At 60.3% G+C, this 16,222-nt stretch carries 11 protein-coding genes and 1 tRNA gene; 4 read left to right on the top strand and 8 right to left on the bottom strand.

Features of this window, described 5'->3' with window-relative positions; all coding sequences use genetic code 11:
- Window positions 1–40 precede the first annotated feature (40 nt).
- Window positions 41–2,131, top strand: coding sequence for a recombinase family protein (locus A8C75_RS05450; protein WP_067379199.1), 2,091 nt, complete (start codon window positions 41–43; stop codon window positions 2,129–2,131).
- On the opposite strand, the gene A8C75_RS05445 is transcribed toward A8C75_RS05450, so the two are convergent.
- The 6 genes from A8C75_RS05445 to A8C75_RS05420 form a co-directional block, all read right to left on the bottom strand.
- Window positions 2,126–2,518, bottom strand: a complete 393-nt coding sequence (locus A8C75_RS05445; protein WP_067379197.1) for a reverse transcriptase family protein — start codon at window positions 2,516–2,518, stop codon at window positions 2,126–2,128. The genes A8C75_RS05450 and A8C75_RS05445 overlap by 6 nt on opposite strands.
- 839 nt (window positions 2,519–3,357) lie before the next feature.
- Window positions 3,358–3,434 (bottom strand) — tRNA-Met (locus A8C75_RS05440).
- A gap of 100 nt (window positions 3,435–3,534) precedes the next feature.
- Window positions 3,535–4,422 carry a Tim44 domain-containing protein gene (locus tag A8C75_RS05435; RefSeq protein ID WP_067379194.1) on the bottom strand — a complete coding sequence of 296 codons (888 nt, stop codon included), beginning with the start codon at window positions 4,420–4,422 and terminating at the stop codon, window positions 3,535–3,537.
- A complete protein-coding gene (locus tag A8C75_RS05430) occupies window positions 4,410–5,330 on the bottom strand; it encodes a DMT family transporter (protein ID WP_067379192.1) in 921 nt (306 codons plus the stop codon). The genes A8C75_RS05435 and A8C75_RS05430 overlap by 13 nt, the downstream gene beginning before the upstream one ends.
- The gene (locus A8C75_RS05425) at window positions 5,330–7,027 is read right to left on the bottom strand and encodes a potassium channel family protein (RefSeq protein ID WP_067379190.1); all 1,698 of its coding nucleotides are present in this window, start codon (window positions 7,025–7,027) and stop codon (window positions 5,330–5,332) included. Before A8C75_RS05425 ends, A8C75_RS05430 begins: the two co-directional genes overlap by 1 nt.
- Before the next feature lie 12 nt (window positions 7,028–7,039).
- Window positions 7,040–7,420, bottom strand: coding sequence for a DUF6394 family protein (locus A8C75_RS05420; RefSeq protein WP_067379188.1), 381 nt, complete (start codon window positions 7,418–7,420; stop codon window positions 7,040–7,042).
- Between the two features lie 250 nt (window positions 7,421–7,670).
- Here A8C75_RS05420 and A8C75_RS05415 point away from each other — a divergent pair, with 250 nt between their 5' ends.
- Window positions 7,671–10,526, top strand: coding sequence for an insulinase family protein (locus A8C75_RS05415; RefSeq protein WP_067379185.1), 2,856 nt, complete (start codon window positions 7,671–7,673; stop codon window positions 10,524–10,526).
- 112 nt (window positions 10,527–10,638) lie between these two features.
- Here the strand turns inward: A8C75_RS05415 and A8C75_RS05410 are convergent, their stop codons facing one another.
- Both A8C75_RS05410 and sbcB read right to left on the bottom strand, forming a co-directional pair.
- A complete protein-coding gene (locus A8C75_RS05410) occupies window positions 10,639–11,016 on the bottom strand; it encodes a hypothetical protein (protein ID WP_067379180.1) in 378 nt (125 codons plus the stop codon).
- On the bottom strand, window positions 11,013–12,476 hold the full coding sequence (sbcB, locus tag A8C75_RS05405; RefSeq protein WP_067387007.1) for an exodeoxyribonuclease I: 1,464 nt from the start codon (window positions 12,474–12,476) through the stop codon (window positions 11,013–11,015). Before sbcB ends, A8C75_RS05410 begins: the two co-directional genes overlap by 4 nt.
- A 169-nt stretch (window positions 12,477–12,645) precedes the next feature.
- Between sbcB and A8C75_RS05400 the strand changes: the two genes are divergently transcribed.
- Both A8C75_RS05400 and A8C75_RS05395 read left to right on the top strand, forming a co-directional pair.
- The gene (locus tag A8C75_RS05400; RefSeq protein WP_067379174.1) at window positions 12,646–13,110 is read left to right on the top strand and encodes a YchJ family protein; all 465 of its coding nucleotides are present in this window, start codon (window positions 12,646–12,648) and stop codon (window positions 13,108–13,110) included.
- A 163-nt stretch (window positions 13,111–13,273) separates the two neighbouring features.
- Entirely contained in the window at window positions 13,274–16,123 is a 2,850-nt protein-coding gene (locus A8C75_RS05395; protein ID WP_067379172.1) for a DUF349 domain-containing protein, read from the top strand.
- The last annotated feature ends 99 nt before the right edge of the window (window positions 16,124–16,222 follow it).

Below are 16,222 nucleotides of genomic sequence, written 5' to 3'. Positions count from 1 at the left end.
GATCAAGAGACCCCATTCTGTGCGAACGAGGAGGCCTGCGATGAGTGCAACAGTGACCGAGCAACACCGGGCGAAGCCCGCGTACATCTATATCTGCCAGTCGACGATGGGGCAGGTGCGCTTCCACCAGGAAAGCACCGAACGCCAGTACGGGCTGCGGGAGAAGGCCCAGGCACTGGGATGGCCGCCGACGGCCATTCGGATCCTCGACAAGGATCTGGGGGTGTCGGGCGCGCAGATGAGCGGACGGGACGACTTCAAGCGCCTGATCGCGGATGTCTCGATGGGCCAGGTCGGTGCCGTCTTTGCGCTGGAGGCCTCACGACTCGCCCGCTCGAACCTCGATTGGCATCGCTTGATCGAACTCTGTGCCCTGACCGCCACACTGGTCATCGACGAAGACGGCAGCTACGACCCTGCCGACTTCAACGATGGCCTCCTGCTCGGGCTCAAGGGCACACTGGCGCAGGCAGAGCTGCATTTTCTGCGCGCGCGCCTCCAGGGCGGCAAGTTAAACAAGGCCAAGAAGGGGGAGTTGCGCTTTCCACTGCCGGTCGGCTTGTGCTACGACGACCAGGGGCACATCGTGCTGGACCCGAATGAAGAAGTGCGCGGGGCGGTGCGCCTGGTGTTTCAGCTGTTTCACAAAACCGGCAGCGCCTATGCCGTGGTACAGCGCTTTGCGGATCTGGCGTTGCGTTTTCCCAAGCGCGCTTACGGCGGCGCCTGGGATGGCAAGCTCGTGTGGGGACGCCTCAGTCACAGCCGTGTGCTCGGCCTGTTGAAAAATCCGAGCTACGCCGGGACCTATGTCTTTGGCCGCTATCAGTCGCGCCGGACCGTCACCCCCGAAGGCGAGGTGCAGCAGGGCAGCCAGGCCGTACCCCATGCGGATTGGCTGATCACCTTGCCGGACCATCACCCGGGCTATATCAGCTGGCAGGAATACCAGGACAATCAAACGCGCTTGGCGCAAAACCGCACCAACCGCGAAGCGAGGGTCTTGAGCGGTCCGGCACGCGAAGGCATGGCCCTGCTCCAGGGACTTCTGCTCTGTGGCTGCTGCGGGCGTAAGCTTACCGTGCGCTACCGGGGTAACGGGGGGCGCTACCCTGCCTACGAGTGCAACTGGCGACGGCGCGAGGGACTGGCCACCGCCGCCTGCATGACACTGCGCTGCGAGGCTTTGGATACGGCGATCGCAGCACAGGTGCTGAGCGCGCTGCGGCCGGCCCAGCTCACCTTGGCAGTGTCGGCCCTCGAGCAACTGGAGGAGCGGGACGCGGCTGCGTTGCGGCAGTGGGAGATGCGCCTGGAGCGCGCCGCCTACGAGGCTCAGCTGGCCGAGCGACGCTACCAGGAGGTGGACCCAAGCAATCGTCTGGTCGCCGCGACCCTGGAACAACGCTGGAACGCCGCCCTTGAGCAGCTCGAAGCCCTCAAAGCCCAATACGCCGAGCAGCAGCGCTGTGAGGCGCGGGTGGCTACGGCTGAACAGAAGGCCAAGGTGCTGGCGCTCGCGCAAGACTTTCCCCGCCTGTGGCGCGCGCCCACTACGTCGGCGAAGGACCGCAAACGCCTGTTGCGTCTGCTTATCAAGGACATCACGGTCGAGCGGGCCCGAGGGGAGCCGCAGGCGCTGCTCCACGTGCGCTGGCAAGGGGGCGCTTGTACGGATGTGGTGGTGACCCTCCCGTCCAAGATAGCGGACCGCCTGCGTTACGGCGCCGAGACCGTTGAGCGCGTACGCGTATTGGCGCAGACGCTCAGTGACGTCGACATCGCCCAATGTCTTAACGAGGAGGGGCTGCTCAGCGCCAAGGACAAGCCTTTTACCGCCGCCATGATCAGTTGGATCCGCTATCGTTACGCGATTACGCATCCCGACCTCAAGCGGCCTGAGGAGCTATCCGTCAAGCAAGTCGCTGACCGCTTTGGCGTCAGCATCCATGTGGTCCATTATTGGATTCAGCATGCTGTAATCAAAGCACGGCAGCTCAGGCGCGGAGCGCCCTACTGGATTGTCCTGAACCCCCAGCAAGAAAACGAGCTGGAGACCTGGGTCCGCCACTCCGCCAAGATCAAAAAAGGTGAAGGCATGCAAAAGCCTACTGCAGGAGGTGCATTATGAAACCACCGTCGGAATGCCCAGCATACGGACACCGCCACCGGGCTTGGGGATCTCCACTTTGCGCACCGGTTGCGGACGGTAACGCCCGTCCAGCAGTAGCTGTTTGATCTGGGGCCAATGACGTTGCAGGTAGGGCTTGAGCGCCGCCACTGTCATGCCATCAACCCCGGGGGCGCCCTTGTTGCGGCGCACCCGATCGAAGGCCCGCAGCATATTGCCACGGGCCAGTACCGCCGACATCAGATCGACATCGGCCCCGCTCGGAAGTGGGTCTGTCTCCGCTGTGACCGGCATCGCCTCAGCCGGGGACTCTGACGGGTTCCGCCCGCCATCCGCGTCGGTGAGCAGCGCCTTTTCAGCGGCTGTATCTGCGATGTTCAGGGTCATCAAGGCACAGAGCTCCCGATTCGTATGACATGTTCAGCCCTTCAGTCTGCGGTAACAGACCTACTATGGCGTCTGCTGACATCTGCTATCCCATCCGGCCGCCTCGCGACGGCCGTAGCCAGAGGCAGGACAGCAGAGCTCCCAGGGTAAGACACGTGACCTTCACACTTATACCCGCCGCATTTACGTCCACCGTTTCCGTGCAAGAATGGGGCTTTGAAGATAATTGCCTCCTCACCCACGGCGACCGCCTCCTATGCGATTTCTGTTCGTCGGGCCAGTGCTTTGCCTTCGGCTTCCTTCAGATTCCACCTCGCGGTGGACACCCTTGCCGTTCGGCTAATCGTTCCCCTTGCCGGGCCGATAGTGGACTTTCACCACCAAGTCATCCGGCCGCCACCACGCGTACCGGAACAGCGCCAATCAAGGCGCTACGCGCCATGCCTGGCGCACAATAACAAAAAAAGCCTGAGGCTTTTCAACTTCAGACCTTTTTTTGCAAGACCAATAATCAACAATTATTGATCTCTAAATAGGGTAGCGGGAACAGGACCTGAGCCTATGACCTTCGCTTCCGTTATGAAGAGCGAGCCCGACGCTTTTTGCCCTCACTGCTCAAAAACGAAAGAAGGCTGGAATCTTTCGACTCCAGCCTTCTCTCTAAATATGGTAGCGGGGACAGGATTTGAACCTAAGACCTTCGCTGCAGTTATAAAGAGCGAGCCCGACGTCTTCTTTGCTCCTCTACTAACGACAAATAACAAAAAAGGCCTGAAGCTTTTCAACTTCAGGCCTTTTTTTTGCAGAACTGATAACTTTCGATTACCAACTCTTGAATGTGGTAGCGGGGACAGGATTTGAACCTATGACCTTCGGGTTATGAGCCCGACGAGCTACCAGACTGCTCCACCCCGCATCAACGTGGGGCGTATAGTATAGAGGGCTTCACTGATGCGCAACCCCCTTTGCCAATTTACCTGAAAAAACAGCCAATTAGCCCTATTGAAGCGAGTCGACTAGGCTTCCGGCTGCTCAATACCAACGATAACCCAGTCAGCATTCTCAACCGACATGTCACGCTGCAGATGCCAGACTTCGCTGAACTCGGTGGTCTGATCGGACTCTTCCTTCAGCCAGCCGTAGAAGTTGATACTGGCCACCACGTGATCCTTGTTATCAATAAAGCCCGCCAGCTCTGCCATCACAGACACCACCTCGGTCTTCTGCGCGCCCTCCTTGCCACGTTCGGCCTGCAGTTCGGTGAAGAGTTCGGGGGAGACGTAGCTGCGGATCTCATCCCAGTTTTGCTCATCCCAGCTCTTCTGCAGGTGGCTAAAGTGTTTCTGGGCCCCCACAACGAAAGCATCACGGTTGAACCAGTGCGGCGTTTCAATTTCAGTGCTACCAAGACCCGCACCGAAACCGCCGGCCGGCGCCGCAGCAGGTTCTGCCTGGGCATTGGTGCGCGCCATCGGCTCGCTGTAGGAGTTTGCGGCACGATCCTGTACCGGCGCACCACCCGCGCCGGCATAGGCCGGTGCGTTCTGGCGCCGGAACATGGAAAACAGCTTGAAGGCCGCAAAGGCCAGCAGCGCGATAAGCACAAAGTCCATCATCTGCATGCCGTCAAAGGCGCCGCCCATAAACAGGGATGCCAGCAGACCACCGGCCAGCAGGCCGCCGAGCATGCCGCCCAAACCGGGCTTGCGCGGTGCCGTCGCAGGCGCGGCTGCTTTTTGCTGCGTAGTTGATGAAGTGGCAGCCGGCGCTGTCGTTTTCTTGGGCATAGAGAAGCTCTTGCCAATACTGCTACCGCCGCCAAAACGCTTGGCCGCGTCGGCCCCTGGTGCCAGCAGGGTAAAACTCAGAAAAACGGCAAACATGATGGTCATCAGCTTTTGCATGAAGACTCCTGTGAATTGGTTGGTCTCAGGTTACGCAGTGTATCAGTAACCACGGCCAGAAAAATGCCCCCGAATATTAGGGCTATGCCGATAAAATGAAAAGCCTGAACCTGCTCTCCAAGGAAGATTACCGACATCAGCAACCCAAACAACGGCATTAGGTGGATAAACAGACCCGCCACCGGGGCCCCAAGTTCCGCAACGCCACGATTCCAGCACATATAGGCCAGAATCGACGGAAATATCGCCATGTAGAGCACCGTCGCCCCTGTGTGCAGCGAAAGCTCTGGCATGCGCCCCTGGCTCAGCTCCAGCAATGCCGGTAGCCAGAGTACCAGCGCCCCAAGCGTAATGGTAATGCCCAGAAAAGACATACCACTGAGCTCAGCCGGCTTGTAACGCAGCAGCACCGAGTAGAGTGCCCAGTCGGCCACGGCGGCAAATATCCACAGGTCGCCGCGGTTAAATTCAAGGCTGAGCAGGGTCTCGATACTGGCCTGACTCAACAACACCAGCACCCCGCACATCGACAGGGTGACGCCCACCCACTGCCGCCCGCTGACGGCGTGGTGCAAAAAGACCCGGCTGATAATCAGAATCAGCACAGGAATCATCGAGTGCATCAGGGTGGTGTTGGTCGCCGTCGTCGTCTGCAGACCGGTATAAATGAGGGTATTGAAGCAGGAAACGCCCAGTATCGACAGCAGCAGTATGATGGGCCAGTTGGCGCGAATCACCGGCCATTCGCGCCTGATACGCGGCAACACGAAGGGCAGCAGTATCAGCATGGCCAGGGTCCAGCGCGAGGCGGCCAGGCTTACGGGCGGGAACTCCAGATGAATCGCCCGTGCCATGACCGAATTTCCAACCCAGAACAGCACGGTAAACACCAGCAACAGATGAGCCATCAGCCTTTGGCTCCCAGATTCAGCAAGCGCGACAACAAGGTATCGTTATTTTCCCGCCCGGTAAGCAGGTATTGCAACAGATTGTAATTATTCACTGTCCACTCCATTTGATGCAGCGCTTCACTCAAGCCACAAAACAGTAATTCGTCCCCTTCCTGCAACTCGCAAAGCTCGCCCGGCAGCAGGCGTACCTCGGCGCCACGCCGGTGCATCAGCGCCAGACAGCTCAGGCTGCGGGTGCGATCCCGCGGATCCTTCATCAGGGTGCGCAGTTTCAGCGCCTGCTCTGGCTGCAACATCAGCAGCGCCGGGGTTTCTTCCGGGCACAGCCGAATGCCCCAGCTGTCCAGCTCCCGATCCCCCACTACATGACTCATGCGATTGAGCAGCACATGGGCCCAGACATCGTCGTGTTCACGCAGCATGCGCTCGATAAACACCGGCAGCAGGGGCGTCTTGATCTGCGCCAGAATGCGATTGGCGATAATCCGGCCGGGCTCCATCACAAAGTCCGCCCGCGAATTCTGAAACACCAGATCGTTCTCGCCCAGATTCTGCCGTACCACTGTAATCAGTTTCGGGTTCAGCGCCCGCGCCGTCATGATGATCGACAGGTTGTCGGCATCGTGAAAGGTCCCAGCCACTAAACCGACGGCATCGCCAACGCCGGCGTCCTGCAGCGTCACCGCCTCGGTGCCTATGCCCCGCACCCGGTGCAGCGGCTGCGCAAGCTCGTCACTGCCCTCATCGATCAGTGTCAGCTCGACACCGGCCTGGCGGAAAGCCCCACAGAGCGCGCGACCAAAACGGCCATAACCGCAGATAATCCAGCGCCCTTCACGACGCTTGCTGACCGTCGCCATATGCCGGTGCAAAGGATTCAGCAACCAATCGTACACCAGGTGGGTGTAAGGGGCGTGGGTGGTCAGCACCAGGTATTCGGCATAGGAGCGAAACGGATCCACTACCAGATCGGTGCCAAAGGAGTCGAGGTTTGAGGTCGTCACATCGGATTCGGTGCGACTGATCACCATACGCTCGGGCACCAGCACCTTGCTGGCAATGGCAATGGCCAGGTTCGCCTGATCATCATTGGTCAGCGCCAGCACACCGATACAGTGGCGATGCCGCAGCCCCGCATCGTGCAGCGTATCAGGCAAGGAAGCGTCGGCACACAGGCGCGGCACCCGAATCGACAGGCCGTCCATCTCCAGACCATCGATGCGCTCCTGTTTCAGATCCAGCACCACGGTGCGGATTTCCCGCGCCGCCAGTTTCTTCACCACCAGGGAGCCGGTAACACCGTAACCGCAGATCAGGTAAAAGGGCTCACGCAACCGGCGCACCTCGTTGACGAAGGAGCGCCGGCGCATCAGGCGCCCAAAGGCGGGTTCCTGCACCAGCGTCAGCAGGGTACCGATGCTGTAAAGCCAGGCGATGACGGTGGCGTAGATGCAGGCCATGGTCCAGAAGCGCTGGCCATCGGTAAAGGGGTAAGGCACTTCGCCAAAACCGATGGTCGAGCCCATAAAGGAGACAAAGTAAAACGCATGAAAGAAGTCCATGCGCCAGGGCTGCCCCTGGTCATCCTCTCCCGGGATCAGCACCAGCCCCAGCACGGACACCGCATAGACCACGATAAGGGTGATCAGCGGTGCCCGTAGCCGGCGCAGCAGTATATAGATGACATCGTTCATCGCAGGCGCCTGTCAGCGCCGGACCATCACGGTCTCGACCACCAGCAACACCACCGAGAGGATATTGGCCATGAGGGCACCGCCCGACAGCGAGACCACACTGGCCAGAATCAACTCGTCGACACCCCCGCCCACCTGGGCGGCATAACCCCAGATAACGGCGGCAGCCACCAGCTGCAGATCCGCCACCAGACTGGTCGCCAGCATCATGGCGCCGACATGGGTCCGATCACCGAACTTCAGCACAGTGCAGATCAGGCTGATCACCAGGGCAGCATAGAGCTCGTACACATTGTGGTGATTGGGATTACTCGTATCACCGACAAAAAACCCAAAGTTCAGCGTCAGCGCCAGCACGATAAAGAAGGCAAAAATCACTTTCTCACGGTTCATGGAATTCCCTTGCGTGATCGAAAGGCCAGGTAGATGCCCGATTGTATCGACTGTAGCCCGTCGCTGCCACGCGCGGCGCCACCCCGCGTACAGAATTCTGCCGGTGCTGCCGCCTTGGCAGTCAGACAAAGGCACGTGCGAACTTTGCGCCCGGGGCACAGTCACAAGGCTCACAACTCTGAGTGACAAGTCATCTGCAGGCTCATAGTATGTTGACCCTGTTGCCGGCACCCAAGGACTCCGAGACGCCATGAGACAAACGAACTTCGCCGCCCCCCTGCTGTTGCTGTTTTTCTGGCTGTTCAGTCTGCCGGCACTGGCCCAGAGCCAGATAAGTGTCAGCCCCAACGACAATCGCGACTACCTGAACTTCACCCTGGACAACCAGCTCAAGGTGCTGGTGATTTCAGACCCCGACACCGACAAGGCCGCCGCCTCGCTGGATGTGGACGTAGGTTCCAATGCCGATCCGAAAGCGCGCATGGGACTGGCCCACTTTCTGGAGCACATGCTGTTTCTGGGCACCGAAAAATACCCCGAGGCCGGCGCCTATCAGGCATTTATCCGCGCCAGTGGCGGCAGTCACAACGCCTACACATCCTATGAGAACACCAATTACTTCTTCGACGTCAGCGCCGAAAACCTGACGCCCGCGCTGGACCGTTTCGCCCAGTTCTTTATTGCGCCGCTGTTCGACGAAACCTACGTGGACCGCGAGCGCAATGCCGTCAACTCCGAATACCAGAGCGGCCTGCGTGACGACGGCCGCCGCATCTGGAGTACCTACAAGCGCCTGACCAACCCGCAGCACAGCTTCAGCCAGTTCAATGTTGGCAACCTGGATACCCTGTCCAACGACGAACCCGGCGTACTGCGCCAGGACCTGCTCGACTTCTACCAGCGCTACTACTCCGCCAACCTGATGACACTGGTGGTGCTGGGCCGCGAGCCCGTCACAGAGCTGCGGGCACTGGTTGAAGCCCGCTTTGCCGCCGTAAAAAACTTCGATGCCGCTCCCTTTCACGACCCAGCCCCGCTTTATACGCCCGGCACCCTACCCGCGAAACTCGATATCCGCACCCTGGACGATACCCGCGAACTGAGCCTGAGTTTCCCGTTGCCGCCGGCCAAGGACTACTGGTCCCAAAAGCCGCTGTATTACCTGTCGAGCCTGATCGGCTATGAGGGCAAGGGCAGCCTGCTGTCGGCCCTCAAGGCCCGGGGCTGGGCCAATGAACTGGGTGCATCCCAGGGTATGGATCTGCCCAACGCCTCCTCACTGGTGGTCAATATTGACCTCACCGAGCAGGGCTTTGAACACTACCAAGAGGTAACAGCGCTCTTTTTCAGCTATGTGCGCCTGCTGCGTGAGAGCGGCATCGACGAGCAACTCTACGCCGAAGAGCGCCAGCTAAACGCCACCCGCTTTCGCTTTGTCGAGCCCAGCTCCCCCGTGCACTATGTGCGCCAGCTGGCCCGCGGACTGCAAGAATACCCGGCCGCTCACGTGCTGGATGCAAACTACCTATTGGCCGACTTTGATGCCGAGCTGATCCGCCGTTTTCTGGCGCCGGTACGCCCCGATAACATGCAGCTCACGCTGCAGGCACAGGATCTGGACACCGACCAGGTCGACCCCTGGTATCAGACCGGCTATCGCATCACGCCGCTGGCCGATGCCCAGCTGTCGCAGTGGCGCCGCAATCCTGCGGGCGACGACAGGCTAAGCATCCGCGCGCTAAACCCCTACCTGGCGCAGGATCTGGAGCTCAAGCCCCTGGCACAGCCTGCCAGCCCCCGACCCAAGGCGCTGCTGTCCCAGGCCGGGCTTGAGCTGTGGCACCAGCAGGACAGTGAATTTCGCATCCCCAAGGCCGATTTCTACTTCTCGCTGCTGTCAGAGCCCGCCAATGCCGATGCCCAGGGTGCCGTACTGACGGCGCTCTATACCCGCATGGTGAACGACCAGCTCAACGAAACCCTGTACGACGCTGCGCTGGCGGGGCTCTCGGTCAGCCTGTATCCGCACATGAAAGGCCTCAGCGTGCGAGTCTCCGGCTACAACGAGCGCCAGCCGGTGCTGCTGGACGCCCTGCTGCAGGCCATGATCAAACCGCAGCTGGATGCCGACCGCTTTGAGCTGATCCGCCGCCAGTACGCCCAGGAACTGACCAACGAGCGCAACGACACGCCCTATAGCCAGACCACCGGCGAGCTTTACAACCTGCTGCTGCCACAGTGGTCCAGCGAACAGAAGCTCAGCGCACTGCAATCGATTACGCGCTCGCAGTTAGAGAAATTCGTACCCAGACTGCTGGCCAACACCCGCCTGCGCGTACTGTCCCACGGCAACCGTCAGGCCGATGAAGCCCTCGCCATGGCGCAAACCGTCAACCAGGTACTGCGCAGCAACGCAGAGCTGGCCGAGCCCGCCAGTATCAACGTCGTGCAGCTGAGTCCGCAGGATGCACTGGTGCAAACGCTGGAGCTGGAACACGAAGATTCTGCCGTCACCCTTTACCTGCAGGGGCAGGATACCGACCTGGGCACCCGCGCCGCCTATATGCTGCTGGGAGAAATGCTGTCGTCACCCTTTTACAACGAACTGCGTACCGAACAGCAGCTGGGCTATGTCGTTTTCGCCAGTTCCATGTCACTGCTGAATGTGCCCGGACTCGCCCTGGTGGTACAGTCGCCGGTCGCAGACCCGCTGACGCTGGAGCAAAAGATGGAGCAGTTCCTGCGGGATATCAAACCGCTGTTCAGCCAGCTCGACGCCGCCGCCCTGGCGGAGGTCAAGGCCAGCACCCTGTCTCGCCTGCTGCAAAAGGAAACCAGCCTGAGTCAGCGCAGCGGGCGCTACTGGCAGGAGCTGGATCGGGGAGAGCTGGGGTTTGACAGTCGTGAGCAACTTGCCGCCGCCATCGAAGCGCTCAGCGTTGCGGATCTGCAGCGCCAGTTCGCTACGCTCGCCGAACGCAGCCTGCTGGTCAGAAGTTTTGGCAAGAGCATTCGCGCCGAATTCAAGGCCCAGGAAACAAACAGGCGCGCCGACACTGCCATCAGCGCCCTCAAGGCGGCGGATGCCTTTGTGCCGGGTGCCTGATGGCGCATAGCTGTTATCTGGCAAGGAAATCGTGACTAAAAAGAATGGCGGCGGCGGAATTTGGCCGCCAACGCCAAGCGCCCTGCCCGGCTACGTTCTGAAGCCTTCAGGTTCAGTCTGACAACTGTTCCGCCGCCTCAAGGTAAGACGTGCCAGGCTCGGCCTTGATCTGCTCGAAAACACGGTCTTCACCGCTGGGCGCAGCGGGCCTTTTTACAGACCCTATCAACACTTCAGTGGCTTCAGGCACCTTGGCATAGGGCACTATATGGGGCGCCGGCAGGCCGGACCCCGCGTCCACTGGCCGGACTTCAGGCATGTCTTCACCATCAAGACTGCCACGCGCCTTGTTGTCATACACGCTTCGCCCACTCACTGTACCTGCCGAAAAGCCCCGTGGCTCGGTCAGCGCATAGGGCAGCACTTCTTCGCCCCAAAGCGACGGCGCCAGCAGGCTCAGCAGAGCGAAGCCAAGCGCCAGGGCTCTCATGCGTCCATGCCATCCATCGGGTAGATGGCTTCGGCATAGACATTCAGCTCCTCCAGAATGCGGCGCTGCTCGTCGGTGCGTTCCGGCGCCTGATAGAGTGTATTCAGCCGCTCATAAAACGCCGTCATCCCCAGATAGCCATCACTGTTGTCACCGAGTAGTTTGCGCTGGCGGTACTCTTCCCAGTGCAGTCGCTCATCATCACTGAGGCTGGCGGGGAAATTGCGCGCCTTGTAGCGCAGCAGCATTTCTTCCAGCCGCGGATCCTGAAAGGCCAGCTCCAGCGCGCCAAGCTCCTGGGGGTCGCAGGTGCGAATCCGCGCCATGGCCGACTTGTCGGCCTCGCCAAAGAAACCGCCGCTGTAGAGCATCTGATCAGGATCGGACGGCGTATCAAAATCACTCTCGCCGAATACTTCTGCCAGGGTCGACTGCAGACCGTCAAAGCTGCGCAGGATCTGCAAGTGCGTACGGCAGCTATCACCGTCAATCTGCAGCCGCTTGGCTTCAACCGCCGTCAGCATGCCCGCAGGCGCAACAATGGGGCACTTGTTGATATGTACCTGCTTGAGCGCGATACGGGGTGCACCCGGCTCAAGGTCGTCGCTGCGGGTATACATCAGGCGACGAATTTCCGCCGCCGGCAAACTCAGCAGCGGCGTCGGATCAACCCGCAGATCCCACACGATCACGCTGTTGCGATTGACCGGATGCCCCGCCAGCGGTGCGACTATGGCGCAGTTGCCCCATTCCACCGGGTAACGCGACGATACATGCAGCACCGGCTTGTGCGTGGCCACGTCGAGCAGCGCCTGCACCGAACGCTTGCCGCGATTTTTCAGTACATAGTCGTACAGTTTCGGCTGGCGCTCGCGCACGAGTTTCGCCATGGCGATGGTGGCATAGACATCGGACAGCGCATCGTGGGCATGACCGTGGTCAATGCTGTTGGCGCGGGTCAGATCCTCGAGACGCAGGCTCGGCGTACCATCATCGTAACTCGGCCACTCGATACCCTCGGGGCGCAGCGCCCGCGTCAGACGCAGCATGTCGATAATGTCCCAGCGCGAACAGTCGTTCTGCCACTCCCGCCCGTAGGGGTCGTAGAAATTGCGGTACAGAGTGTAGCGCGTGACCTCGTCATCGAAGCGGATACTGTTGTAACCCACGCCACAGGTGCCCGGGCGGGCCATTTCAGCATGAATCCTGGCGATGAACTCTGCTTCGCAGACACCGTCTACCAGCGCCTGCTGCGGCGTGATGCCCGTAATCAGGCAGGCGTCGGGATTAGGTAAAAAATCATCCGCCGGCTTGCAGAAAAACATCACCGGCTCTTCGATGATGTTCAGCTCCATATCGGTACGTATGCCGGCAAACTGAGCCGGGCGATCGCGTTTGGGGTCGGCACCAAAGGTTTCGTAATCGTGCCAGAAGAAAGTCGGCGTGGCGGAGACAGACATCGAATCGATAGCTTCCCTGATAAAAATGATCAACCCGACGGCAGACGCCACATCGGATCCTGTTTAGACTATGGGCCTGCGCCCTGAAACAGTCTGCATTAAAGCCTAACAGCTCGGGCGGCGTCGATCCATTTCAGCTGCCGGGATGGCCGCCAGCACAGGGATAACCATGTCGAAGAAGAAATCTGCCTCCGCTATAGCCGCCGAGCTACCGGCCGAAATGCCCTGCCCCTGCCAGAGCGACAGGCTGTATCGCGATTGCTGCGAGCCCGCCATTAGCGGCAAGCAGCCAGCACCGACCGCGGAAAAACTGATGCGCTCACGCTACAGCGCATTCGCTCTGGGGCTCGCCTCCTACCTGATCGATACTCTGGCACCGGAGCGGCGCCAGCCGGGCGAGCGTGCTGTACTTAAAAAACAGTTCAGATCCACCCGCTGGATAGGCCTGCGGATTATTGAAGTTCAGGCCGGTGGCGAGCAGGATAGTACCGGCACTGTGGAGTTCGAAGCCTTGTACATCAGCACTGACGAGCCCGGGCGGCTGCACGAACGCTCGCGCTTCAGGCGTGACGACAAAGGCCGTTGGTACTATGTCGATGGCGACGCCAAATTCCTGCCCGCAGCGACAGTTTAACGGCGAGGAGACAACAGGATTGCTACTCGGTTCCTGTGTTTGGCCATTTTGCACACATGTCAACTCTTTCGCTGCCATCCATGGCGTCTTAGAATAGCTAGCTTTCGCGCTGCAGCATAACGAGATCATGCTGCCCAACCCTTATGCCGGGACCCCCCTACCAATGTTTGCGAAGTTTTTCAGGCCCAAGTGGCAAAGCAACAAGGCGGACGTACGGATACGTGCAATCAGCACTCTGCTGACGGAACACCCCGATCAACTGGAAATACTCGCCAGGCTGGCTCAGATGGATCAGAGCCCTGAGGTGCGCAAGGCTGCAGTGGCACGGCTGCAAAAGCCCGAGCTGCTGCTGCGTGTCATGGCCAGCGAGCAGGACCCGTCCATCCGGCACGTCGCCACCGACCGCCTGTGCAAACTGGTGGCCAGTGAAGCCAGTACGCTGTCACCGGAGCAGCAACTGTCCTGCATTGAGGATATCCAGGATCAGGACCTGCTGACCCATATAGCATTGCACACCGGCCAGGCCGCGCTGCAACAGGCCGCCCTGTTACGGGTGCACGATGAAAGCAATCTTGAAGTACTGACGCTGAATGCCCAGAGCGCGCAGATGCGGCGCCTGGCAGCCGAGCGGCTGGAAAGCGAAGCCATACTTGAGCGCGTCGGCCGACAGATGCGCCAGCGTGACAAGGCGGTCTACCGGGTCACCCGGGACAAACTGCAGCAGCTGCGCGATCAGACCCGTGCTCAGGATGCCTTGCAGACCGACAGGCTCGAGCGCGTGGAACGCATGGAGCAACTGGCCGAAGGCGAATTGATGCCACTCTACGGCGCGCGTATCGATGCCCTGAGCCAGGAATGGCACAAGCTCGAAGTCTGCGCAGACGAACTGGAAAACCGTTTTCAGCAGGCTCTGCTGTGCTGCCGCGAACGTGCCGCTATTGTGCAGGCCGAGGCGGATGCCAAGGCACAGCAGCAGCGCGACCAGGCCGCCTACAGGGAAGCCTGCGCGCAGTTGCTGCAACAGCTCGAAGTGATCGAGCAGAGCAGCCGCGAAGCCCTGGCAGACACCCGTCTGGACACCGCCGCCCTGGATATCGAACTGACCACCTGGCAGCAGCACTGGGACGCCCTGAACCATACAGAGCGCTCCGGTGACGCGCAGGATCCCGGCAAAATTCTCAGTCGCATCAAGAGCACAGCCGGTAGCGCCACAACATTGCAGCAGTGCCAGACCGACCTGCAACGCCTGCTGTCGCAACCGATTGAAGACGCAAGCCCGGCCGTACTGCGCAAGCAGCAACAGCGCATCAGCAACCTGCTGCAGAAAATAAACTGGCCCCAGGCACTGCCGCAACCTGAAGCGCTAAAACAGGCGCAACTGCGTTTGCAGGCCATAGACGCACGCCACAAGGCGCTGCACGAGCAAGAGCAGGAACTGGCGCAAGACCTGCAGCACCAGCTCGACAAGCTGGAGCTGGCCATCAAGGACGGCCACGTCAAACAGGCGGGCAAGTGCCATGACCGTGCCGCCCAGGCGCTGGAGATGCTGAACGGCAATACTGCCGCAGCGCTGGATCTGCGATTCAGGCAACTGCATGCCCAGCTGCTGGAACTAAAAGACTGGCAGGGCTACGCCGTAACGCCGAAAAAAGAGCAACTGTGCGCCGACATGGAAGCCCTGATCGACAGCGAACTTGAGGTCACCGAACTGGCCGAAGCCATCCGCCGCCTGCAACAGCAATGGAAACTGCTCGATAGCACAGACCCTTTCCACGCCCAGGCGATTTGGCGCCGATTCAAGAAGGCTTCGGACCTGGCCTATGCGCCCTGCGAAGCCTACTTCCAGGCACAGGGCGAGCGCCGGCGCCAGAACCTGGTGCAGCGCGGCGTGATCTGCGATCAGCTGGAAAGCTACATCGCCAGCATCGACTGGGAACAGGCCGACTGGAGCGCTATCGATACCATCAGCCGCGCCGCCAAGGACGAATGGAAACATTATTCCCCGGTCGACCGCGGCCCCGGCAAGCAGGCACAGGAGCGCTTCAATCAACTGCTGCAACAACTCGATGCCCCGCTGCACGATCACTATCACAGCTGCCTGGAGTTCAAGCGTGAGCTGGTCGAACAGGTCGAGGCACTGTGCGACGCCGAAGACCCGCAACAGGCCGCTCAGCAGGCCAAGCAATTGCAGCAGCAATGGAAGGATGCGGGCAAAACCTTCCGCAGCCAGGAACAGCGACTGTGGAAGCATTTTCGCGCCCACTGCGACACCCTGTTTTCGCGTCTGGGTGACAGCCAGCAGCGCGATCGCAAGCTGCGTGTCGAACAGCGCGAAATAGCAGAACAAATTTGCCATCAACTGGAGCAGCTACTGGAAACGCCGTGCAGTCGTGCGCAGCTCGAACAACTGCTGCCAGAAAGCATCGCCCACTTCAGCGAGCTGGAGGAAGACTTCAGCCTGCCCTACCTGCGCCGTTTTGACGATGCCCGCCAGCAGCTCGAGCGCCAGCGCGCCGATCTGGCGCAGCTGCAGGATACCAGCGCCTATACAGCGCTGCGCCTGCGCATAGAGCTGTGTGATGAGCTTGAGGACCAAGTATTGGCGCAGGACTCAGACCCCGCTGTATTGGATCAGCTGCAGGCACGTTGGGAAACCCAGGACAACTGCTGCACTGACTATGTCGAGCTGATCGAACAGCGCTTTGCACTGGCCCGACAGGTGCACCAGGAACCCGAGCTACTGCCAGAGCTCACCGAGGCCGCCGGTCTGCGCCTGCGCCAGCTGTGCATTCAGCTGGAGATAGCACTGGGACTCTCGTCGCCCGAGGATGACCAGGCGCTGCGACTGGAATACCAGATGCAGCGCCTGCAGCAGGCACTGGAACAGCAGAGCGAAGCTGTCACCACAGCGGACCTGCAGCGGCTGGAATACGAGTGGCGCTGCGTGCCCATGGCACGGCGCCACCCGGATCTGGTACAGCGCTTTTACAACCCGCTGGAAGGGCTGCTGTAAGACCGCCAACCACAGGCGCTCAGACATAAAACAGCAAGGCACAAAAAATCCCGCGAGCAGCGGGATTTTTTTATTTGAGCCCAAAACACTGGCCGAAAC

Source organism: Marinobacterium aestuarii, from assembly GCF_001651805.1.
GTDB classification, from domain to species: Bacteria; Pseudomonadota; Gammaproteobacteria; order Pseudomonadales; family Balneatricaceae; genus Marinobacterium_A; species Marinobacterium_A aestuarii.
Note: the sequence above shows the minus strand (reverse complement) of the source record. Positions and strands in the feature narration are given on the sequence as shown.